The sequence below is a fragment of the Streptomyces sp. NBC_01723 genome (assembly GCF_036246005.1).
Lineage (GTDB): Bacteria > Actinomycetota > Actinomycetes > Streptomycetales > Streptomycetaceae > Streptomyces.
In genome coordinates this window covers 4,432,574-4,454,323 of the sequence record NZ_CP109171.1, presented here as the reverse complement: position 1 = coordinate 4,454,323, position 21,750 = coordinate 4,432,574, and the positions used below count along the sequence as shown (strand labels likewise).

Below are 21,750 nucleotides of genomic sequence, written 5' to 3'. Positions count from 1 at the left end.
CGACACTTCCATCCCTGCACCACAGGTTTATGATCTGGCCATGTCCACATACGTGCTGGTGGCGGAAGACGATCGGAAGCAGGCGGAGCTGATCCGCCGCTACCTTGCGCACAACGGCTATACGGTGACCGTCGCACACGACGGCGTGACGGCGCTCAGGGAAGCCACCCGCCGACCACCGGACCTCCTCGTCCTCGACTGGATGCTCCCCGGCCTGGACGGACTGGAGATATGCCGACGACTACGGGGGGCCGGCGAGTTGCCCATCCTCATGCTCACCGCCCGCTCCACCGAGGACGACCTTCTTCGAGGCCTGGATCTCGGAGCGGATGACTACATGACAAAACCCTTCAGGCCGCGCGAACTGGTCGCACGCATCCGCACACTGCTGCGCCGCAGCCACCACACGGTCCGTCCGGCCTCCGTAGCCGCCGTATCTCCTGCGGCCCCTGCGGCGTCCGGGAACCGAGCAGTTCTCACGGTCGGCCGACTGACCGTGAATGCGGCTCAGCACCAGGTATTCGTCCACGATCGCCCGGTGAACTGCACCCCTGGCGAATTCCGGATACTCAGCACGATGGCCGCCTCTCCCGATCGGGTCTTCACCAGATCCCAACTGCTGGACTGCCTGACGGACCACGGCAGAACCGTCTCCGAACGCACCGTGGACGTACACATACTGAACCTGCGGAAGAAGATCGAGACCTCACCCCGCAGACCCCAGCACCTACTCACGGTCCACGGCATCGGATACAAACTGGCCAGCGGCGACCATGGCGCCTGAAGTGCCGCTGCGCAACAGCCTGCTACTCCGCCTCCTGATCGCCTCCTTTGCGATCTCCCTGGTCTCCATCGCCGCCACGGCCTGGCTCACGGCACGTAGCACCACGCTCGCCATCAAGCAGGAACGGGGCCAGATCCTCGCGGACGACGCCACCATCCAGAACACGCTCGAAGGCTTCGCGGCCGTGCACCGGAACTGGGACGAGGCCGAACACACCGTCCAGGAGCTCGCCCGCAGAACCGGGCGCGGCATCGTCATCACCACGCGGGCACGCGAGGTCATCACCGCCTCCGACCGGGCGGACGTCGACCGGCTGCCCCTCAACGCGAGCGCCGTCATCGATCCTCTGCACCTCAGTCCGCCTCCGGCCCAGGGCGCCGGCCCGTCGGAGCAGGTCTCCCGAATCGACCCACGGGCGGTCGGCCCCTACCTACTTCCCACAGCGGAACGGAAGAAGCTGAGGCAACTCGCCCATCAGGAGGCCTCCTGTTTCTACGACACCCAGGGGCTGCGCACGCAGATAGTCGAGGAACCGAGCGGCAGGCCCGCCATCCGGGCTCTCCGCTCCGGAGCGGTCACCCTTCAGACCTGCGCGACCAAGGAACTGCTCGCTCCCACCCCGACCGAGGCGAAGGCTCTCACCGAACTCACCGCGCTCGTCCGAACCTGCGCCGAACGCAACCGCATACACATCGAAGAACCCCTGACCATCGATAGGCAGTTCCGGTTGGGCCAGGCCGGCTTCGAGCAAGGCGCCTCCGCCCTCGACGATTGCGTGGAGGAGGGTCGACGCGAACAGCTGGCGCCCCATGTCGCCCCGGCTGCACTGCTGTTCGTCACCAGCCCCGCCCAGTCGGCCACTCCCGTTTTCGATCTGTCCAGGGCCGGAACCCTGCGCGTACTGGGAACCACCAGCCTCATCCTCACCGTGACCATCACCATCACCGCCGTCATCGCGATCCGGCTCATACGTCCGTTGCGGACGTTGACCAAAGCAGCCCGCGCCCCCTCGGGCCAGCACCTCCGGATCCCCATCACCACCAAGGACGAGATCGGCTATCTGGCCGCGGCCCTCAACGAGCTCTCGGAACGGCGCGAACGCACCGACGAACAGCGCAGGGTCATGGTCAGCGACATCGCGCACGAGCTGCGGACCCCGCTCAGCAACATACGCGGCTGGCTGGACGCAGCCCAGGACGGTCTGGCAGATCCGGACTCGTCGCTCGTGGCCTCGCTCCAGGAGGAAGCGGGCCTGTTGCAGCACATCATCGACGACCTCCAAGTGCTCGCTGCGGCCGACGCCGGCTCCCTGCGCCTCAACTTCCGCAAGCTGAACCTGCGGGAGCTGGCCGAACAGTCACTCGACGCCCACCAAACAGCCGCGCAGGCAGGCCGAGTCGCACTGACCGGCTACTTCACAGACGATCTCACCATCGAAGGCGACCCCGTCCGCCTACGCCAGGTACTGGGCAACCTCCTGTCGAACGCGATACGCCACACACCGCCGAACGGCTCCATCACAGTCAGCGCCTATCGGGTGAAAGGCGGCGTCGAGCTCCACGTCGCCGACACCGGCGGCGGCATCCAACCTGACGATCTTCCCCGGATATTCGACCGCTTCTGGCGAGCCGAACAGTCCCGCAGCAGGAATACCGGGGGCAGCGGTCTCGGACTCTCCATAGTCAGACACCTCGTGCAAGCGCACGGCGGAGAGGTAACCGTGGTGAGCAGCCCAGGCACGGAAACCGTGTTCACAGTTCGGCTTCCGAACTGATCATCCGCAAGGTGCCTCCCCCCTCCCTCCCCTGCGTTGCAGGGTCCTTTTCTGATCGAGGGGACAAAGCCGACCAGTTCTCAGATGGAGGAGGCGACCGCACCTCGGGACGCTGACGCCAGCGCACCTTGATATTGACGCCGAGGTCTCAGTACTGGCGGCGCGCTGTCCGTTCGGCGCAGGCTCGGAGACATGGCGCAACACACCCCAGTCAGCAAGGTGCGATCCTCGGTGTCGGCATCAGGGACAGGATCAGCCAGACTGTGCCGACCATATGGTTCGACATCCATCGATGACACGAGTTGAGAACCCGGCCCCACGCCAGGCGGCCCGGCTCGTAGTGGTCCGCCCCTGCTCTCGCTACTGGCCCACGCCCGCCTGCGCCTTCCTCCGGGTATGTGCGGCCTGACGAGCACGCTCTCGGCATAACGACCGAAGCCGAGCAGCAGGCTGCTGGTCGATCAGCGTCAGACAGCTGCTATTTCAGAGCTCTTCCCTATGTCGGACCAGCACAGGAAGTGCTCCGGCCGGGCGCTTCCCAGCAGGCATCCGAAGCCTCCCCCTCCTCTCCTCGGAAGGCGTACCTTCCCCTTCCCTGCCGCCGAGCACGCCTGTCCACCGGCTGTCCACCATCTGTCCACCGGAGCAAGCGACCAAGCAGTCACCGAAGGATTGGACTGCACCAGAACAGCAGGTCAGAGCCTTGCCGGAGCTCATAGGCGGCAGCAAAGCGAAGCTCGCGACCTACGCATCACGGCCAGAGCCGAACTGTGCCCGACTTATCTCGTTCCAAAGGTCATCAGAAACAAGAAACCCCAGGTCAGAAGCCTGACCTGGGGTTTACCGCTGAGCCGCCTTCGGGATTCGAACCCGAGACCTACGCATTACGAGGGCCTGCAAGATCGTGACAGCGGGTGTCGCCAGCCGCCGTCAGATCCTTTTGTCGCAGGTCAGCAAAGTGGTGCCGGATCCGCTCGTGCTGCTCCTTCCACCACATGCCGCCCCGTCCGCTCACGCATCGCTCACGTAGATTCCAGGCTGTAGCTCAGCAAGGAGCACCTGCAGAGTCGATCACAGGGAACCCACGGACCGGGTCGGTCACAGGCTGGCGAAGCATCCGTTCGCAGTCGACGGCGGTAGGTCCATTGCCATGAAGTCTTCATTGCAGTTTCATGGAGAGATGCCCTTGCCTGTTCGCGTGATAACTCCCAGCCGCCTCGTGGCGCTGCGGGAGCGTGCGGGGATGTCGAAGGCTGAACTTGCCCGGCGAATCGGGGTCTCGACACGCATGGTGTTCTTCTACGAGCAGGGGCGACACACGCCCACTCCGCAGCGGCTACAGAGGATGGCGGCGGCGCTGCACTGCGATGTGGAGGAGCTCACTGGGGTTCGCCGTGGCGAAGAGGGGCTCGTCGACCTGAGATTCACTGCTGGGCTGACGCTCGATCAGGCGGTGGAGATGCTCCGTCGGATGCCCGTCGGGCGCGACCTGTGCCTGTCGGCGCCTAGGCTCTCCGCCTTGGAACAGGGGCGCCCCATGGTGGGGCGGAATTGGCGTGATCGCGACGTGGTGGGGCGATTTCCCGCCGCGCTCGCCAAGATTTATGGCGTGCCTGTGCGCATGGTCGTAGACGCTTGGATGCGTTCCCGTCCAAATGAATCGGCGCCCGTACGTCCGAGGCGTCAGCCACAGAGGCGTTCGAGCGACTCGGCCGAGGTTGCCTGGCGATCGTTGAACGAACGGCAGCAGGTCTACCTCGGTGAGATCCTGCGGGACGAGCGCATGACGGAGACGGAAATGTGGATGCGCCGAACGCATCATCTGCCCGTGCCTCGCCCAGCGGAGTGGCGCAAGCTTCCCCTCGCTCTCCACGCGCCAGCGGATGTCGTGGGCTACACGCGGCTGCAGGAACGCTTGCGGCGCAATGGAGTCCACGACCCTGGAGCCGGCGCAACGCTGCACGCTTTGGCACGCCGAGGACTCCTGGTGACCAGCACTGATGTGGTGCATCACGCTGAAGCTGGCGAGGTGACCAGGGTTCGGGTGGAGATGACGAGGCGGGGCAGGGCAGCCGCCCGCGCTGGACTGGGCGAGCGCGCGAAGCAGCAGCCGGACATGCCTCTGCTGTCTGAGTGGCTGTGGGGCGTCATGGCCCGGGTGGCCGAGGCGGGCCCGGAAGGGCTGGAGCGGGATGCACTGTCTGGCCGGGCTCCGTTCTATCTGGGCGTCGGCTACAAGAACCGGTCTGCAGGGCGGCCGAGCCGGGGATTCATCGACGATGTGCCGGTAGTTGCCGACGACGGGAGTCACGTCGTCGGATACCGGTGGAAGCTGACCCCGGTCGGGCTGCGGCACGCAGTTGAGTACTTGGACGAGTACCGCCGTCGGTATCCGCAGGTTGATACCACGGGCGTCGCGGCGCTCGCTGGCGAACACTCATAATCCGTCTCTTCCGTACGACGCCCGACGAATTGTCAGTGGCAGCTCTTACCCTCTGGGCTCATGAGGAACGCGACGAACAATGGCGTTCGGCCGACCGATGAGCTATGGGTGAAGTCCCTGGTGGCACGCTCGGTGTTGCGTGCGGCCAACGCGATGACGGCGCCCGGCGTGAGTCCTTCCGCTCGCCTCGGGGTCTTGATGGAGTGCCACGGCGCGCTGCTGGCGGCGCGCGGACCGGGCAGTGAGCTGTCTTTTGCGGACTTCCGGCGTCAGGTGCGCGGTGATCCCTCCCGGCTCTTGCCCGAAGGTGTCCCTGGGTGGGACGTCGACGAACTGCGCGCGGTCGATGCCGACGGGCACGTGACGGAGGACGCCTTCGATATCGCCGCGGAGCAGCGCCTGGTGCTCCGCATCCTGCAGAAGGGCGGCCGAGGTGCCGGCCTGCTCAGTGGGCAGGACCTGGACGACGAGGTTGCGCAGGAAACGGCCTTCGCCCAGTTGTGCAAGGCGGGTAATCAGAAGGTCTACGAGAGCGGACGTACCGATCTGATCCGCTACCCGGCGGGCCCGGTGAGCGAGCTGAGTGAACTGAGGCTGCCTCCGATGGTCGCGGATCTGTACGAGGACATCCCCTATGCCTCGAGGTACCGGGACTGGTGGTTCGCGTGCCCCGTATGCCGGTGGCCGATGCGCGTCGCACTGCGTCGTGAGGCGGGGCAGCAGATCGGGGTGGTCGCCTGCTGGCACACGCCGCACCAGGAAATGGGCGCCACGTATCGCTTCCGCCCGGTCGAGGGGATTGTTCCGCCCGAGCTACTGCCGGGGCCGCCTCCGCCTCCCCCGGACGAGCGGGAAGCAGTCCTCTGGCCCGACCTGGAGTACGTCCCGGAGGCGAAACCCGTGGAGGGGCATAAGGCTCTGGTGCGGGGTGTGTGGCGGTACACCTGCGTCCCCGGGCTGGCGGAGCTGGCGCTGCGGGACCGGTTGGTCGAACGTGGCCTCAAGGTGGAGCTGTGGCCCGCCCTGGACGCCTACGACCTGTGTGTACACGTCGGGCGCAAGCGGGCGCGGAAGAAGGAGCCTGTGCGCGTGGACGTGAAGGACTACACCTCGGGCACCGCGCTCGCGCAACTGATCCACGCACAGGAAGGCGATAGCGGGGGAGCAGAGTGGCTGGTGGTTCCAGACCAGCGCGCCAGCCAGGTGCACCTGCTGTCGGGAGTGGGGGCGAAGTACGGGCTGAAGGTAGCCACGGCGTCCGAGTTCGGCGAGATGGTCTGCGAGCGTTCGGGGGTGGCCTGGTCGTGAGCGAGCCATCCGTGGAACAAACAGCCCTGTGCGCCTCACTCGCACTGGCTGCCTACTACTTCCCTGCCACGTCCGTGGACAACGATGCGCCCGCTGCCCCCTTCCGGAAGGCGGCCTTCCTGCTGTCCGGCCAGTTCCGGGCCTGGGACCGTTGGCCGGAGCTGACGAGCGAAGAACGCCGACGCATCGTCGACGTGTACCGCACCGCCCCCAGCAAGTTCGGCGACGTACGCAACTTCACTCCCGCCGCCCGCGCACTGCTCACAGCCCTCGGTGACGAGGACCCTGGTGAGCCCCAGAAGCTGCTCACTTTCGAACCCGCAGGTGGAGACCCGCTCACTGCCGAGGCAGCCATCCCCCGGGTCGGCGGTGACCTGCTGGCCTACGTCGATCGGCAGATCGCCCGGTATCGGCGGCCCAGCGCGCGGGTGAAGCCCCCTGAGTTCGCCGGCCCCGGAGTCTGGAAGACGGGGGAGATCAGCGTGCGGGGCGTCGGGCAGGTACATGGCCAGCTGACGATCCCCACGTATCCCGGCTTCACCGAGGCGTTCGGCCACGACCGCCTGCCGCACATCGCCACCGCACCCCCGCTGGACAACCTCCGTATCCCTACGGAGGACCTGCTCGAACTGGCGGCGCAGATCGAGAGCGGTGAGCCGGAGGAGAAGCGGTACCTCCACGCGGTCCTCAAGGGCCTGTTCTCCGTCCTGCAGACGTCCGACTCCATCAGCCCACAGGAAGCGCTGCGGATGACGGCCGGCGGCCTGGAGATCTTCCACGCGCCAACCGGGACGGGCAAGAGCGTCTTGGTGCGCGTCCTGGCCGCATGGTTCGCCCAGCAGGGCCACCGGGTGGCCATCGTGCTGCCCGACATCAAGGCGTGCCTGGCCATCACCCGCAAGATCCGGTCCGACCTGCGCGTCCTGCAGGGCCTCGGCGTCATCAAGCACGAGACCGGCTGTGCGCACCTGATGTCGTCATCAGGCATGCACGAGCGCGCGCACAAGCTGGCCCGTCTCATCGACGAGGACCCGCAGGCACCGGGAGAGTGGGGAGAGAGCGGCGAACGGGACGTGGATCCGCTCTCCTACGGGTGCGCCCAGCGACCACTGCTGGAGTCCAACGCCGACTATCCGCCCGGCCGTGAGCCTTGCCTGTCCCTGTACCGGCAGAACTTGGGTGCGTCCGCCTGTCCCTGGATTCCCACCTGCGGCAAGTTTGCCCCCGTATACGAAGCCTGTTCGGCGCACGTGGTCGTGACGAATCACTTCGCCTTTCTCCAGGGCAACCTGCGCATCGGCGTGAACCTTGACGGGCGCCCCGTTCAGGGGGTGAGCGTTGCCGAATTCGCGTTGCGCACCTGCCACGCCGTCCTCGTCGACGAGGTCGACCAGTTCCAGTCGAGGGCGGTGGATCGATGCGCCGGCGAGGTCGTCCTGCACTCACGCAGGCACTGGACGGCGGCCCCGCAGGAGATGGACACGGACGCGAAGCGGCTGCCGATCTCGGCCGAGGCCGACCTGCTGCCGTCGGTCGGCCAGGTACGTCTGATGGCGGAGTTCCTGCTGCTCGCCGTATGCAGCAACGCGCTGCGTCTGGATGTCAGGGAGGACGAGCGCGCGGAGAATCGTGTGCCGGACCGCACCGGGCTGCGCTGGCACCTGGCCCGTGGCCGTGACCGGCAGCTGATCCGTCTGCTCTGGCCGGACCTGGCCACCTCCGGGGAGACTGATCTTCCAGCCGACCTCGCTCGACGCCTCCAGGGCCTCATGCCCGCCCGCTACCTGCAGCCACGCGCCACGGAGAGCGATCCGACGGAGGTGGGGTGGGACGAGATGCGCCGCGCTCTGGAGGCGCTGGTGGCCCCGCGTGGCCAACAACTGCTCGACGCTGTGAAGCTCGATCTGCACCGGCTGCTGGAGTCACGGGTGAAGGACCCGCACCAGCGTGCCCAGGCGGTGAACCTGCTCGTCACCCGGGCGACCCTGACCGAGCTGGACGAGGCGCTCTCCGAACTGCGCACCTGCGTGCAGCACTACCGCCCCTCCGGCCTTCGCTCCGCGCAGCGGATCGCCGAGACGCTCAGCCCGAGTGCCGTCTCGGCCGTCCTCCCGCTTGGCCTGTTGGGGCGCTCAATCACGGGATATCGCGTAACCGGCCTGGACAAGAGGGAGAGCGACGCCGAACTTGTCGCGCAGAGCATCGCGGGCGACCCGCACACCTTCACCGCCGAGCTGGGCGGTCTTGTCTCGCTGTGCCTGGCTGGGGTCGAGCGTCCCGTCATGGGCCTGTCCGCCACGGCGTACTTTCCCCAGGCGGTACGCGAGCACGTCCACGCGCCCGTGCGCTGGTGGATGACTGATGCCCAGGCCCGTTCGATCCGCGCTCGACGCCACCGTATCGAGTACGGCGAGGGTCACCCCATGTACGGCGAGCCGATCAAGATCTCGGGCCAGCATCCGAGCCGCAAGAAGGGCGCCTTGATCGAGCTCGGCACGGAGCTGTACGACCAGTACATCTACCGAGAGCTGGAGCGACAGCGTGCCAAGGACAAGGACCGCGCGCACGTCCTGGTCGTGGCCAACTCCTACCAGCAGTGTGCCTGGCTGGCCCGAGGCATCGCCCAGGCCGGCACCTACCGCGAAGGGCTTTGCGTGGCCGTGCGGGACGGCGACCGGCACAGCCCCGACCCCGACCTACCTCGGGAGAACATCGCCACTCGCCTCACGGCCGAGCAGTTCGAGGACTTCCCGCAGTACGGCAACGTCCTGGTCGTCCCCCTGGCCCTGATCGCCCGCGGTCTGAACATCGTGGTCGGTATCCGTTCCGCCGTGCGCTCGGTCTACCTCTGCGTCCGGCCCTTGGCGCTGTTCGCCGAACCCGCGGAGATGTACGCCAGTGTCAACGCCGCCGGGCTGCACGCACTCCCAGAGGGCGGCACCGCCAACCCCGACGACGCGTGGGAGAAGGCACGCACCGCCGCATGGCAACGGCTCGAACTGATCCTGCGCGCGACACCCCAGTTCACCTCCATGCCCAAGTCGCTCCAGGAGGAGGTTGTCGCGGGTGTCGTCGTCGACCTGATCCAGCTGGCCGGACGGGCCCGTCGTGGTGGTACCGAGGCCGTCCTGCACCTGGTCGACTACGCCTTCCACGAGGACACCTGGAGCTCCGACCTGGAAACCGTCCTGCGTCGCATCCACGAGCAGTGGCCGCCGGCGGTGAAGCGGCAGATGAACGACCTGTACGGGGAAGCCCTCAATGCCTTCCTGTCCTACGCGGGCATCGACCCGACCCTCACCCACTGAAAAGAGAAGAGACGAGTGAACGACCAGAACCTCGAGCCGGGCAAGTACCTGCACACACTGGCTTACCGCTGCACTCCCGCTCTGGTGGGCGACGCGACGGTTCACGTGCGCCAGCTGGACACGGAGACGGCCAAGCTGTGGGCCACCTTCACCGCTCAGTGCAGGAAGCGCTTCGGCAAGGAGGAGGCCCAAGCTCCGTACACCATCGCCACGACCGTGCTCCAGGTGATCACTGGCGGGTATGTGTACTTCGAGCCCAAGGGCGCGGCGCCGTTCCTGGTATCCCGGCAGCCGATCGACAGCGATCTGCTGTGCAAAGCCTTCACCCTGACGTACGGCCTCGCCCTCGGTGAACAGGTAGAGGTGATCGACCTGAGGCAGCCGCCCGCTCTCGCGGTGCGCATCGCGAGGACTCCGGAGCAGGAATTCGCTCTGGGGGAGCACTTGGCGGGGGCCAAGGGAGCACAACCGGATGCCCCTAACTGGCTCTACAAGAGCGTGGGGTGGGGGCTGGCAGAGCGTCTCGCAGCCGTTCCCTTCCAGCTCTCCAACGGCCGAGAGATCACACTGCGTCCCGATATCACCGGTGGCCTGGTGGCGTTGGACGATCCCTGGGAGAACGAGAGCGGCGGTCGCTACGCCGTGTGCCGAACGGCGGTGCGTCTCAAGACCCTGCCGAACGTGCAGCATCCCGTGCTGCTCTTGGACGCGCGCGTCTCCCGCATCTCGTCCTCGCTGATCTTCAGCTCCACAGCACTTGCCGTCCAGCCCGGAGAGGGCCGCCCGATCCTGGAAGTCAAGCTCAACGGGCGCGGCGGCACAAAGACGATCCCGCGGCAGACCCTGCAAGCGCTCGGCCGACTGGAGATGGACTACTCGATTCTGCAGTCCATCGCCAAGCGTTCCGAGCGCGAGCAGAAGCTTCGCGAGCGGGCCAGGGCTTTCAAGGAGAAGCTTCAGTTCCCCCGCGAGCACCCGGGCCAGATCTGGCCCATCCCCGCGAAGAACTACCAACACCCCATCGGAACGGGCGTGGGCATGCACCACCTGAGGCTCCTGCGTGCTCACGCAGACGCTGTCTTCGGCGATGATGCCCAGCGGCTGTCCCTGCGCCAGTCCGCGATGACCCTGCCGCGACGCCCCACCGACCCTGAAAAGGTCTCGGCCCAGGAGTATAAGCGCCGCAAGGAGGAGCGCGAGCGCACCGGCAGCAAGGAGCCACTGCGCCCGCGGGGCAGCCTCTTCCCGTCAGCAGAGTCGCTCTGCGTCTCCGTCGCCGAGGCCGGCTTCAAGAAGCTCCGCATCGCTTGCCTGTGGTATCGGGACGAGACCCGGCAGCGCATGCTGCAGACGTTCTGCCACGCGTTCGAACTCAGCCCCGTCGGCCTTGACACCCAGGAGGGCGTCGAGCTCGACCTCTACCAGGGCCGCATCACAGCCGCCTTCCATTACGTGCCGGACTTCCTGCGGCCGGGTCGCGGGCGGGACCGGGCAGAAGCGCTGGGGGCTGTGAGCGCCTCGCTCAGGCCCCGTGACGGTGTCCTGATCGGCGCGTGGTGCGAGACCGAATTGCCGCACGCCGATGACTTCCCTGGCATCGACACTCGTGACCTGGACGATCTGGATGCCAAGCCGCAGACGAAGGCGATCCTGGCTCGCCTCGACGTTTCGTCGCAGTACCTGATGGGCCGCGGAAAGGAAGGTGTCATCGAGCCGCCCCGCGAAGATCACCCGGCGCAGATGGCTCTGCTCGACCTGTACCGCTCCCTCGGCATCACTGACGAGCGGATCTCCAATGCTCTTCAGGGCACGAGCGGATTCCCGGTCGACCGGCTGGCCCATGTCGGCGTGCATGTACGACAGCAGAACCGACGCTACGGCGAGAAGGGCGAACCCAAGATCGTCATTACGGCCACCGCGTTGGTCCCGCCCCAGTCCCCGGAAGGGGCATGGTCCCTACTCGGCTGGAGTTCCACGGCACCGGTATGGCGGCCGTACCGCTCGGCTCAGAACGCCTTCCACACCCACCCATATCCCGAACCTTCCGCGGAGACCACGAGTTATCGGCAGAAGTGGGACGGTGCAGCCGATATGGTGGAGCGCGCCCTCGGCGACCTCACCGACGAGCTGGACGGCTTGCCCTACACAGTCACCGTGGACGCGCAGTCCGCGCGACGCATGTGGGACGGCTTGCAGAACCTTCGCCTCGGCGAACATCTCGCGCAGGCAGGAACTGACGGCAACCGCAGCCGATACCAGCTCCCCGGAGCACGCCTCGGCCAGGACGCCCCGCTGGCCGTCATCCGCCTCAACACGGACGACGAAGAAGTGCCACAGCCCGTCAGCGTCACCCACCTGGGCAAGAAGGACGGCGCCGAACCCGCTGAGAAGGACACCTCGACGCTGCTCTTCGAAGTCGACACGGACTTCGGAACGCCAGTATGGCTGCTGTGCAATGTGCCTCGCGCCTACGACGGCAGCGGCGCCGGCCGACTGGGCTCCAAGCGAACCCGGTGGGAGGCGGAGAAATCCGTGCAGTCAGAGGACCGGTCGAAGCGCCGCAAAGGCGAGATGCCGCAGAACTTCTACGCCATGACCGCCACCGAGATCCTCCCCATCGGGGGCCCGTCAGACGGGGCGCGTGAGGCGCTAGCGGCCATGACCGCACGCCTGTGCCACCAGACGCTGTTCTGGTCCGACCGCGCCCGCTATCCGGTGTCGCTGCATGCGGCACGGCAAATGGACCTTGACCATCCGCAGTACCGGCGTGAGGCAGTCGATGCGGAGCCAGGGACTGGAGACGGAGAAGGAGCGGAGGCAGGAGCCGCAGATTAGAGGGGTCGGCGTTGGGTGCCGCTTAACATCACCGTCCGCGCCACCCTGTCGGTGATCGGTGGGCATGACGGGGTCCAATCCGCGGACCGTCCCTTCCCCGCCTCCAGAGGCGGGGAAGGGAACCGACCGATTGAAGCGCAGGGCTTCTCAGCCGAGTAGTTCAGTGACCAGTTGATCCAGTTCCTCGGCGTCGGGGGAGCTGAGAAGGAAGTCGCGCAGGGTCCGACGGATCTGGATGTAGCTCTTGCCGTCTTCGAACTTCAGCTCCGCGATCCGCTGATGCTCGGCCTCACCAATCTCAGCGATTCGTGCGTGCTTGGCGTCAGCCGGATCGAAGTCCGGGATGGGTAGCTCCCAGACGGCTTTGTCGATGTCCCGTTCGTCCTTGCCGTAGGACATGAGTGGACGCACGACTTCAGTGGTGTAGGCCGAGTTCAATACCGCCAGCAGGTACATGCCCTCCTCGCGAGTGGCGACAGTTCCCCAGTACAACTTGTGATCGATGATCGCATTCGGATCGTCCACCAGCGCTGCGGTGACGTACATGGCAGCCTTCGCGTACACCACCCGGAGGGGAGCACCGGGGAGCTGATCAGTCAGCTTCTTTCTGAAGTTGAGTTGCTCGATCAAGGAAAGTCGTTCGCTGGAGCGGTTGTCATCCCAGAGTCGTTCGGCGTCTCGCCACCACTTCGCCAGGTCCGGATAGCGATCGAGGTGGTCATGCTCACCGTCCATGAGGGTATTCGCCCCCTCGATGGGCAGGACTACCTTGTCTGCGCCCATGACCCGATAGGGAACGACGTGCTCTCCGAGCAGGACGGGCCGGACAAACTCCTTCTCCACCGATCCTTCCCGGTCGGGAAGTTCCTTCCAGGGTTTCTTCTCCAAAGCGCTGCGCTGTGAACGGACCGAGACTCGGCCGCCGCCGAGACCGAGCGGGCTGGCAGCCTGTTCCTTGACGAAGAAGAGCACCTTGGGGACAACGATAGCCCCTTGCGCAAAACGGTCCCGGTACGGCGAGTTGATCAGCCCTTCCTTTGGGTAACGCAACTCACCCGACTTCCGCGTGATCCAGCCCTTGGCGCGTTCCCAATGAGCCGCACTCTTGGCGATCTTTCCGGTCCAGATCTCGGTTGCCTTGGGCAACGCAACGGCATTGTTGCCCTGCTGACCGATGGCGAGAGGGCGGCGGCGGCCAAAAATGACGGCGGCAGCGCGAGGGAAGAAGTGAGGACGTAGCCGGCGCAAATCCCAGGAACCGGTGAAGTTGACCTTGACGGGGTGGTCGGGATCAGTCCATTCTCCGCTGCGGAAACCGGTCCAGTAGGGGCGATCCAGCACGGGATTGGGGACGACGAAGGCAAAAGAACCGCCCTCCCGTAGGTACTGCTGGACAGCGCGAGCGATAAACAGACCAGAAAGGTCCTGGTGGGTGGCGACCTCAAAACCCTTCCACAGACCGCGGGCCTGCATCATGTCTTTGAAGGTCTTCTGCATGTCGCCTGGCATGTGCCTGTAGGACAGCCAGGGCGGATTGCCGACGAGAATGTCAACACGGTTCTCAGCACGGGAAAGCCACATAGGGCGAGCCAAGTTGCGTACGTAATAGGACCAGATGTGGTTGCGCCCCTCGTCAACCAGGTCGCACAGGACGCGGAAGTTGTCTGTCAGCTCTTCACGGTCGTCTGCGTTAGAGATCCCATGCCGATTGAAGAGCGCAACGAGAGAGGGCAGCTTTCCTTTAACCCGGTACGGGTCGGCGGCCTTGTCGGCGAGCTCGTTCACGATCGCGTCGAAGCGGCCGGCGTCGCGCAGCAAGTCTTCGGAGAAGCGCAGTTCGTTAGTGAAAAGCTGGTTCCCTGTGCCGGTCTGGATGACGAGGTGGCCGTGGTCGATGAGGTCGGTGCGCTGGTCCCACTGGAGGCTGTCTCCCAGGTAGACAGGGACGTTTATCGGGCCGCGCTCCTCAGAGGTAAGCGTCTCGCGGCCGATGGCGAGGAGGTACGTGACGCGGGCCAGCGCCACAGCAACCGGGTGGAGGTCGATGCCGGCGACATGGTCATGGAGCCCATCCAGCGCCTCTCGCAGCGGCAGCCCGATGTCCCGTGCGGCTGCCAGATAGCGGCGGACGCCGTGGAAGAGAAACGTGCCGGAACCACACGACGGGTCCATGATCCGCAGGTTCAGCGGATCGGGGACTGCCTCGGTCACCGTCGCTTCCGCCAGCCAGTCTGGCGTGTAGTACTCTCCTTGCTTTTTACGGGTCTCGGCGGCGATCACCGACTCGTACAGAACCTTCAGTACGTCGTGCTCGACCCTCGACCAGTCGAAGCCGGCGAGGCGACGAGACAAGTCTTGAATGAACCCCTCGCCGCCCTCAATCTCCAGCGGCCAGCCGAAGAAGTCCGACTCGACAACACCCGAGATCCGCGCCTGGGTGAACAGCTGACCGTTGACCAAGGAAGCGGGCGGGGTGTCCTTCACGGGGATGCCCATCACCGCGTGGGCGATGATCGAGGCGGTATTCACGAGGAGCGTGTGCTCGATGAACAGATCGTCGCTGTCCTCGAACTGGGCGCCCAGTGCACTGCGCAGCAACCGAGACCACAGGTCGCGCTTCAGCTGAACGGTCGGCAGACTCTTGTTCTCCTCGTACAGCGCAGCCAGAACCGCCTTGTCGATGGAGTGTGCGACGCTGTCCGCTCCGAGGCGGGTTGCAATGGCATCTGGTGTAGGTGCGGCACCCTCGGACGTTGCTAGGACGCCTTCGAGCCACCGGACCAAGTCCAGCGACCTGACGTTGCGCTCCCGGGCATCGAAATGGTTGACCTCATTCAGCTCGTTGTTGACCAGCGTGTAGGCGCGCCAGTCCGCGCCGTCAGTGAGGATCCCGACGTGCCGCCGCTCGCGCTGCTCTGTTCGGGCACGCACATACTTCGCTAGCTGCGCGACCGCGTCCTTGCGGATCTTTGGGCGGCTGATGTCCTTCTTGACCTCGATGACGGTCGCGCCCATCTCAATATCGATGCGGTGACCGGTGCCACCGCCCACCTGCGCTTCCAGCACGGGTGTGAGGAGATCCTGCTCGCCGAGGTTGAGGTCCGCATCCAGCAGAAACTGGCGGATGTCCGCCTGCAGTGTCGCTTCGGCTCGGACAGCCTTGCGCTCGACGACCCGATTGAACACGGTTTCGAGCGCGGTCGGCGAAGGCGGGACGGAGAGCGTCACGGCGAGAGCTCCAAGAGCATCAGAACGGATAGGACAAACGAGGGGACGTTCGGTCCCGTCGACCATTGTCATCCAGGCATGCCTGCTGGCACAGCCCTACTCGCGCGCCAGGCTCTCGTCCCTGGTCTTTCCTCCAGTCCGCGCCTGTCGAGACCGCTTCGAACCGCCGAGCGTCGCCCCCCGGTGAGGCTTGAGTGAGAAGCGTCCGGGGCACAGAGCACGCCATGGATGACTTGTTCGGTGAGTGGGCAGTGCAGACAGCGGAAGCCGAACTCAGCGGTCCGCTTCCACGGCGGTGGACACATACACAAGGCGTGGCTACTCGCGCTGTTGAAGTGCGTCAGGTTCTCGGCGGAGATGCTGGCCTGCTCCTTGCCGCCGCAACGCTTCATGACGTCGGGTACGCGCCTCGCCTGGCGATCACGGGATTCCATCCACTTGACGGAGCGCGCTTCCTCCGAGACGAGCACGGTGCCGACGAGAGGCTGACGCGGCTGGTGGCGAACCATTCGTTCGCACTGCTGGAGGCGGAGGAGCGCGGGTTGCAGGAGGAGCTGATGCAGGAGTTCCCACTGCTGGAGGAGCCGTTGCTGGTGGACGCCCTCGTGTACTGCGACATGACGACGACGCCCGATGGCGGTCGGACGACCGCGCGGGAGCGGGTTACGGAGATCGTCGACCGCTACGGCGCGGACAGCGTGGTCGGTCGGTTCATCCGGCGGGCGGCGCCGGAGATCTTCTCCTCTGTCGAGAGGATCGAGGCCGCTCTGGCGGCTCAGCCGAGGTAGGGATAAGTGCCGGCGAGATAATCGCCGATCTGCTGGCGCATACTCGGGTGGATGTCGTACTGGTCCAGGTCTGCGGGCTGGACGAAGCGGACGCCGTCGGCCTCGTCGTTGATTGTGGGCTCACCGCCGACAGGGCGGCCGATGTAGGTGTTCTCGTACTGCTGGCGGATCTCGCCGTCGGTGTAGGCGACGATGTGGTTCGGGTTGGTGTAGACGCCGAGGAAGCCGGTGATCTCCGCGATGATGCCGGTCTCCTCCAGGCACTCGCGGACCGCACACTGGGCCGCGGTCTCGCCGATGTCCTGGGCTCCGCCGGGGAGTGCCCACTGTCCGGTATCGCGGCGGCGCTGGAGGAGGATGGCGCCCGTCTCGTCGGCGACGAGCAGGTTGCTGGCCGGGATAAGGGTGTTCGCTTTCGGCGCGGCCGGGTCGTTGTAGTACTCAGTCCTGCCCATGGTCGGCGGTCCTCTCCTGGTCGGGTGCCCATGGCCGTGCGGCGGCCCAGACGGCGTCGAAGCTCTGAGCGTAGTTGTCGAACCACCCCATGCCGTCGGCTCTCCTGAGGTGGAGGAGGGGGTTGGCGCTGGCCGGCTGCCCCCAGATGTGGGGATTGACGAGGAGGTCGTCGTCGTAGCGGAACATGGACGTGTAGAGCGTGGTGTCATGCAGACGCACCGCGCACCCGGCCTCGCCCAGCAGGGGGCGGTAGTACGTCAGCGAGGCGCGGATCTTGGCGGCGAGTGTGTCGCCGATTCCCTCTTCGCGGCCCCGGACGGCGACCGCCTGTCCGTCGGGGTCACCGAAGCACAGGCGGACCCGGACGCCCTCGGCGGCGCGTTCGGAGAGCATCTTGGCGACGTGCGGGTTGGACTGTGCGAAGAACGTGCCGGAGAAGACGAGGACGCTGATCTCCTGCCGGGCCTCCCGCAGCAGCGAGAGCCATACGTCCCGCGGCACGCTGGCTCGGTTCTGGTAGGTGCCGACCAGTTCGGTGCCTAATCCGTCGCGGGGTGGACCGGGCCGCTTGGAGGGCGTCGGCCAGAGGAAGGTCTCCTCCACGCGCAGATGACCGGCCACGCGAAAGCGATGCCGCGCGTGAGGAACCCGTCCTCCCAGCCACCGGCTCACTGTCTTGGGGTCGACCTCGCAGATCTCGGCGAGCGCGTCGGGTGAGACCCCGCGTTGGGCGAGCACGGTATGCAGTCGGTCGTTCACAGAAACCATGCAAGCGGTGCAACGCGTGATCGCGCAAGGACGTTGTGGGACGTTGTCGCGGAATCACGGTGCTGCCGATGGCTGCTTACGCTGGCGGCATGGAGCTCATCGTCCTGTGGGACATCGACCACACCCTCATCGAGAACGCGGGGGTGAGCAAGGAGATCTACGCCGCCGCCTTCTCGGAGCTTGCGGGGTTTGAGCCGTCGGAGCCAGCACGCACCGAGGGGCGTACGGACCGACTGATCATGCGCGACATGTTCGTTCGGGACGGGCTGCCCGTACCCGACTGGCCCGGCATCGAGGCCGCCCTCGAACGGGCAGGAAGTGAGCGCCGGGACGCGCTGCGTTCGCGCGGATGGGCCCTGCCAGGAGCCCATGAAGCGCTGAAGGTCGCCTCGGCACGGAGCGGCTGGGTCTCCTCTGTCCTGACCGGCAACATCGCGGCCAACGCCCGCGTGAAGCTCTCCGCGTTCGGCCTCGACTCCTTGCTGGACCTGCCGGTGGGCGCCTACGGAGCGGACGCCGATCTCCGCTCCGATCTGGTCGCGGTCGCCCGCGAGCGAGTGCAGCGGCTTCGTGGCATCCGGGTCGACACGCCCATCGTCCTGGTCGGGGACACCCCTCGTGATGTGGAGGCTGCCCTGGCCACGGGGTGCGGGATCGTCGCCGTCGCCTCCGGTCTGCACGATCACGCGGAACTCGCAGCGGCCGGCGCCCCCGAGGTCCTTCAGGACCTGGCAGACGCCAAGCGCCTTCTAAGCGTCCTGGAGTCGCTCGCAGGTGACGGAAAACGTCCCAGGACGTCCTCGGGCCGTCCCTGAACGCGGTGACGAGGTCCCCGGGCAGACAGCCAGGATCGGGTTCCCGAAAGGCAGCCAGCCGAAGGAGCCCAAGTGATCAGGGAAGTCACCGGGATCAGGAAGATCCGGATGCTGTACCTGCAGCTGCTCTACCGCTGCAACTTCACGTGCCTGCACTGCTTCCACGGCAAGCGGCTTCAGTACGCGGACGCCTTTACCGCCGACGAAGCCAGTCGCCTCCTCACCCTGATGCGGGACGAGTACGGCACGGAGGAAGTCACCCTGCTCGGCGGGGAGCCCTTCGTCCACCGGGACCTCCCGCAGGTCGTCCGCCACGCCAAGGAGGAACTGGGCCAGCGCGTCGAGATCTGCACCAACGGGTACCGGATCGAGCGCCGCCTGACAGAGATCGCGCCGCACCTGGACCTCCTCAGGGTGTCCCTGGAGGGCGTCGGATCGACCAACGACGGCATCCGCAGGCACGGCAGCTACCAGAGTGCCCTCGACGCACTGAGCCTGGCACGGGACCTCGGAGTTCCGACCGGTGCGACCATGACCGTGACTTCACGAAACATCGGTGAGGTACTCGCCCTCGCCGGCATCCTGGCCCGACTCGGGGTCCAGCAACTCAAGCTCCACCACCTGCGGCCCGTAGGCAACGCCGCCAACCACCCCGAGCTACTGGTCACCGAGCCTGCCGCCTACGGCCGGCTCCGCGAAGAGCTCGCGGCGGCCGACCTACCCCTGGAAGTGATCGTCGACGAGGACCTCTCCGAGCACGGCGCCCCACAGCTCTGCGCCCCGACCGGCGGGCCCCGCGAGATCGACCGCATCGAGGCCGACCCGCGTGGTGCCCTGACCATGTCCTGCAAGGCCGTGGGCAAGGACTCTCACGCCTTCTGGTACGAGAAGAGCGCTGGCCGCATCGTCCACCAGCCCTCGCCCGCGGACGAGCTCACGCTCGCGGTGCCGGACGTGGTGTACGCCCGTGCCTGACCACCCGCGATTCGAGAGCCTGGAGGGCTTACGGGGCACCGGCAAGTCGACCGTCGCCCCGATGCTCGCCGCCGCCCGGCAAGCCGTCCTCGTCCCGACCGTGCCCGCCCTGTACCAGCCCCTCAGGGCGGCCGTGGACCAGCGGACCAACGCCGACGCGCGGATGTGCCTCTACCTCTCCGCGCTGTTCACCGCGGCCGAGGAAATTCAGAGCCACCTCGACGCCGGCGTCCCCGTGGTCGTCGAGAGCTACTTCGCCCGGTGCCTCGCCACCCACCAGGCCATGGGGGCTCGGCTCGGCGTCACGCTGCCGCGCCGGCTCCCGACACCGGTCACGTACTACCTCGTCTGCGGCGACGACGAACGCCGCCGTCGTCTGGCCGCCCGGGACAAGCCAGCGACGCAGTGGGACGCACTGATCGAAACCGTCCCGGACCAGGTGGCCGACGCCTACGCCTCGTTCCCGATGCGCCGCATCGACACCACGGGGCGCAGCCCCGAAGAGGTCCTCCGTGTGATCACAGAAACCGACAGGCAAGGAGCGAACTCCCATGCAGACCCAGAGCCTGTGGGAGCACACCCTCACCTTCTTCCCCCAGTTCCTCAGCACACTGCGCGAGCGAGTCGCCCCTGACGCCACCGTCGCGGTCGTCGGCGCGAGCGACGGCAAGTTCGTCCTGCCGCTGGCCGCCGCCGGCTACCACGTGGTCGCCATCGAACGCGACGCGCTCGCCCTGCACGGAGGCGAGGTACGCCTTCCGGGTGACAGCGAGGCCCACGCGATGGGCCTGATCGACCGGCTGAAGCTCGAAGAACTCCATTCCCGTGTCCACGTGGTTGAGGACGACTTCCTCGAGGGCAAGCCCCTGGGCGTGCAGTGCGAGGCAATCTGGACGAGCTGCTCGTGGCACTACAGTGCCAACCACCACCGCCCGCTCGCCGAGTTCGTCCACCGCATGCAACGCCTGGTCCGCCCGGGCGGTGTGTTCGGTGCGGAGTTCATGATGCCCGTCGAAAGACGCCACCACATGACCGAGCACTACACCTCCCCCGAGCGCCTGCTCCCTCACTTCATCGGTGACTGGGAAATCCTGCTCACCCTGCGCACGAACGAGTTCACGGAACGGGCCCACGTCGGCCAGCCTGAGGACCACACCCACCGCATGGGCCTGCTCATGGCAGCCCGAACGTCCCCCTTCACCGACCACTTCTGAGAGAAGGACCCCATGGATCACGAGTACGAGGCGAAGTTCCTGGCCGTCGACGCCACCGGCCTCCAGGCCAAGCTGACCGCCCTCGGAGCCGTCCAGGCGTTCCCCCGCACCCTCCTCACCCGCAAGATCTTCGAGAACGACTCCCTCGACGGCGGGGCCTGGGTCCGCCTTCGGGACGAAGGCACCCGATCGACCCTCACGCTCAAGCAAGTCACCGACGCCACCACGATCGACGGCACCAAGGAAATCGAGACCGAAGTATCCGACCTGCACGCCATGGCCGACATCCTGCGCCGGGTCGGCCTCACCGAAGTGCGCTACCAGGAGAACTACCGCGAGGAGTGGCGCCTGGGCGAGGTCGCCTTCGACTTCGACACCTGGCCCGACCTCCCCACCTTCCTGGAGATCGAGGGGCCCGACGAGGCATCGGTCCGGCAGGCCGCCGCGCTGCTGAACCTCGACTACTCCGAAGCCCGATTCGGCAGCGTCGACGAGATCTACAAGAGCGAGGCCGGCCGCGACATCCTCGCCGAGCCCACCCTCCTGTTCTCCGACGCCGAGAAGCAGGAGGACGCTTCCTCGGCGGTCCGAAACCACTGACCAGGGAAGCGGACAAACCATGCTCACGGAAGCCGCATTACGGCACAGGGTGATCCCCGGGATAGCCGAGTTCGCACGCGGTGGACTACCCGCACCAGCGGCCACGGACGACGGCAACGAATGGGTCGACGGGCCCTGCTGGCTCTACTGCGGACAGCGGTGGACTCGCGTCCTGTGGATCGGCCCCGCCCGTGTCGCGGGCGCCCAGGCACCGATGTACGCATGCGGACCCTGCATCCGAGCACTCCAGGAAAGGGTCTGGCAATCCCTCCTCAGCAAGGACTGCCCGGGCCGCTCCACCCAGCCGAGCGAAGACTCTGTGGTGGGACAACCGACGGCTGGCCGGAGGCCGGGCAAGCACCGAGGCCAGAGCAGGTTCCTCCGCAGAGGTTAGCTCCCGCCCTGGTCGCAGGCGCCCGCCGTCCCCCGCGGTGTGAGCGCTGGCGGCTAGGGC

At 66.5% G+C, this 21,750-nt stretch carries 15 protein-coding genes; 12 read left to right on the top strand and 3 right to left on the bottom strand.

Translation table 11 applies throughout. From position 1 onward, the window contains the following. The first annotated feature begins 40 nt into the window (after positions 1 to 40). From OIE75_RS20640 to OIE75_RS20615, 6 genes are all read left to right on the top strand, one after another. Entirely contained in the window at positions 41 to 784 is a 744-nt protein-coding gene (locus OIE75_RS20640) for a response regulator transcription factor (RefSeq protein WP_307014090.1), read from the top strand. Continuing rightward, positions 774 to 2,558, top strand: a complete 1,785-nt coding sequence (locus OIE75_RS20635) for a sensor histidine kinase (RefSeq protein ID WP_443078379.1) — start codon at positions 774 to 776, stop codon at positions 2,556 to 2,558. Before OIE75_RS20640 ends, OIE75_RS20635 begins: the two co-directional genes overlap by 11 nt. A gap of 1,150 nt (positions 2,559 to 3,708) precedes the next feature. Continuing rightward, entirely contained in the window at positions 3,709 to 5,001 is a 1,293-nt protein-coding gene (locus OIE75_RS20630) for a helix-turn-helix domain-containing protein (RefSeq protein WP_329471751.1), read from the top strand. Positions 5,002 to 5,061: 60 nt separating this feature from the next. Continuing rightward, positions 5,062 to 6,309: a restriction endonuclease-related protein gene (locus OIE75_RS20625; RefSeq protein WP_329471750.1), complete on the top strand. Its 1,248-nt coding sequence runs from the start codon at positions 5,062 to 5,064 to the stop codon at positions 6,307 to 6,309. Next, a complete protein-coding gene (locus OIE75_RS20620; RefSeq protein WP_329471749.1) occupies positions 6,306 to 9,617 on the top strand; it encodes a hypothetical protein in 3,312 nt (1,103 codons plus the stop codon). The genes OIE75_RS20625 and OIE75_RS20620 overlap by 4 nt, the downstream gene beginning before the upstream one ends. A gap of 15 nt (positions 9,618 to 9,632) precedes the next feature. Then, positions 9,633 to 12,452 (top strand): RNaseH domain-containing protein, encoded by a 2,820-nt coding sequence (locus OIE75_RS20615; RefSeq protein WP_329471748.1) that lies wholly within the window; start codon positions 9,633 to 9,635, stop codon positions 12,450 to 12,452. Between the two features lie 147 nt (positions 12,453 to 12,599). On the opposite strand, the gene OIE75_RS20610 is transcribed toward OIE75_RS20615, so the two are convergent. Next, complete coding sequence (locus OIE75_RS20610; protein WP_329471747.1) at positions 12,600 to 15,680, bottom strand: N-6 DNA methylase; 3,081 nt, start codon at positions 15,678 to 15,680, stop codon at positions 12,600 to 12,602. 224 nt (positions 15,681 to 15,904) lie between these two features. Between OIE75_RS20610 and OIE75_RS20605 the strand changes: the two genes are divergently transcribed. Further along, positions 15,905 to 16,468: an HD domain-containing protein gene (locus OIE75_RS20605; RefSeq protein ID WP_329471746.1), complete on the top strand. Its 564-nt coding sequence runs from the start codon at positions 15,905 to 15,907 to the stop codon at positions 16,466 to 16,468. On the opposite strand, the gene OIE75_RS20600 is transcribed toward OIE75_RS20605, so the two are convergent. Both OIE75_RS20600 and OIE75_RS20595 read right to left on the bottom strand, forming a co-directional pair. Beyond that, positions 16,456 to 16,923, bottom strand: coding sequence for an NUDIX hydrolase (locus OIE75_RS20600; protein ID WP_142199944.1), 468 nt, complete (start codon positions 16,921 to 16,923; stop codon positions 16,456 to 16,458). The genes OIE75_RS20605 and OIE75_RS20600 overlap by 13 nt on opposite strands. Beyond that, entirely contained in the window at positions 16,910 to 17,683 is a 774-nt protein-coding gene (locus OIE75_RS20595) for a helix-turn-helix domain-containing protein (RefSeq protein WP_186777808.1), read from the bottom strand. Before OIE75_RS20595 ends, OIE75_RS20600 begins: the two co-directional genes overlap by 14 nt. Positions 17,684 to 17,781: 98 nt before the next feature. On the opposite strand from OIE75_RS20595, the gene OIE75_RS20590 reads away from it, so the two are divergent. From OIE75_RS20590 to OIE75_RS20570, 5 genes are all read left to right on the top strand, one after another. Then, the gene (locus tag OIE75_RS20590; protein WP_329471745.1) at positions 17,782 to 18,507 is read left to right on the top strand and encodes an HAD family hydrolase; all 726 of its coding nucleotides are present in this window, start codon (positions 17,782 to 17,784) and stop codon (positions 18,505 to 18,507) included. A gap of 72 nt (positions 18,508 to 18,579) precedes the next feature. Further along, positions 18,580 to 19,482 carry a radical SAM protein gene (locus tag OIE75_RS20585; protein WP_329471744.1) on the top strand — a complete coding sequence of 301 codons (903 nt, stop codon included), beginning with the start codon at positions 18,580 to 18,582 and terminating at the stop codon, positions 19,480 to 19,482. Further along, complete coding sequence (locus OIE75_RS20580; RefSeq protein ID WP_329471743.1) at positions 19,475 to 20,116, top strand: hypothetical protein; 642 nt, start codon at positions 19,475 to 19,477, stop codon at positions 20,114 to 20,116. The genes OIE75_RS20585 and OIE75_RS20580 overlap by 8 nt, the downstream gene beginning before the upstream one ends. Continuing rightward, on the top strand, positions 20,034 to 20,696 hold the full coding sequence (locus OIE75_RS20575) for a class I SAM-dependent methyltransferase (protein WP_329471742.1): 663 nt from the start codon (positions 20,034 to 20,036) through the stop codon (positions 20,694 to 20,696). Before OIE75_RS20580 ends, OIE75_RS20575 begins: the two co-directional genes overlap by 83 nt. A gap of 12 nt (positions 20,697 to 20,708) precedes the next feature. Continuing rightward, entirely contained in the window at positions 20,709 to 21,296 is a 588-nt protein-coding gene (locus tag OIE75_RS20570; protein ID WP_329471740.1) for a class IV adenylate cyclase, read from the top strand. Positions 21,297 to 21,750 lie beyond the last annotated feature (454 nt).

Bases quoted from the DNA above. Each gene is read 5' to 3' on its own strand.
- OIE75_RS20640 (WP_307014090.1), top strand. From the start codon at position 41: ATGTCCACATACGTGCTGGTGGCGGAAGACGATCGGAAGCAGGCGGAG.
- OIE75_RS20575 (WP_329471742.1), top strand. From the start codon at position 20,034: ATGCAGACCCAGAGCCTGTGGGAGCACACCCTCACCTTCTTCCCCCAG.
- OIE75_RS20570 (WP_329471740.1), top strand. From the start codon at position 20,709: ATGGATCACGAGTACGAGGCGAAGTTCCTGGCCGTCGACGCCACCGGC.
- OIE75_RS20605 (WP_329471746.1), top strand. From the start codon at position 15,905: ATGGATGACTTGTTCGGTGAGTGGGCAGTGCAGACAGCGGAAGCCGAA.
- OIE75_RS20590 (WP_329471745.1), top strand. From the start codon at position 17,782: ATGGAGCTCATCGTCCTGTGGGACATCGACCACACCCTCATCGAGAAC.
- OIE75_RS20630 (WP_329471751.1), top strand. From the start codon at position 3,709: ATGAAGTCTTCATTGCAGTTTCATGGAGAGATGCCCTTGCCTGTTCGC.
- OIE75_RS20635 (WP_443078379.1), top strand. From the start codon at position 774: ATGGCGCCTGAAGTGCCGCTGCGCAACAGCCTGCTACTCCGCCTCCTG.
- OIE75_RS20625 (WP_329471750.1), top strand. From the start codon at position 5,062: ATGAGGAACGCGACGAACAATGGCGTTCGGCCGACCGATGAGCTATGG.
- OIE75_RS20600 (WP_142199944.1), bottom strand. From the start codon at position 16,923: ATGGGCAGGACTGAGTACTACAACGACCCGGCCGCGCCGAAAGCGAAC.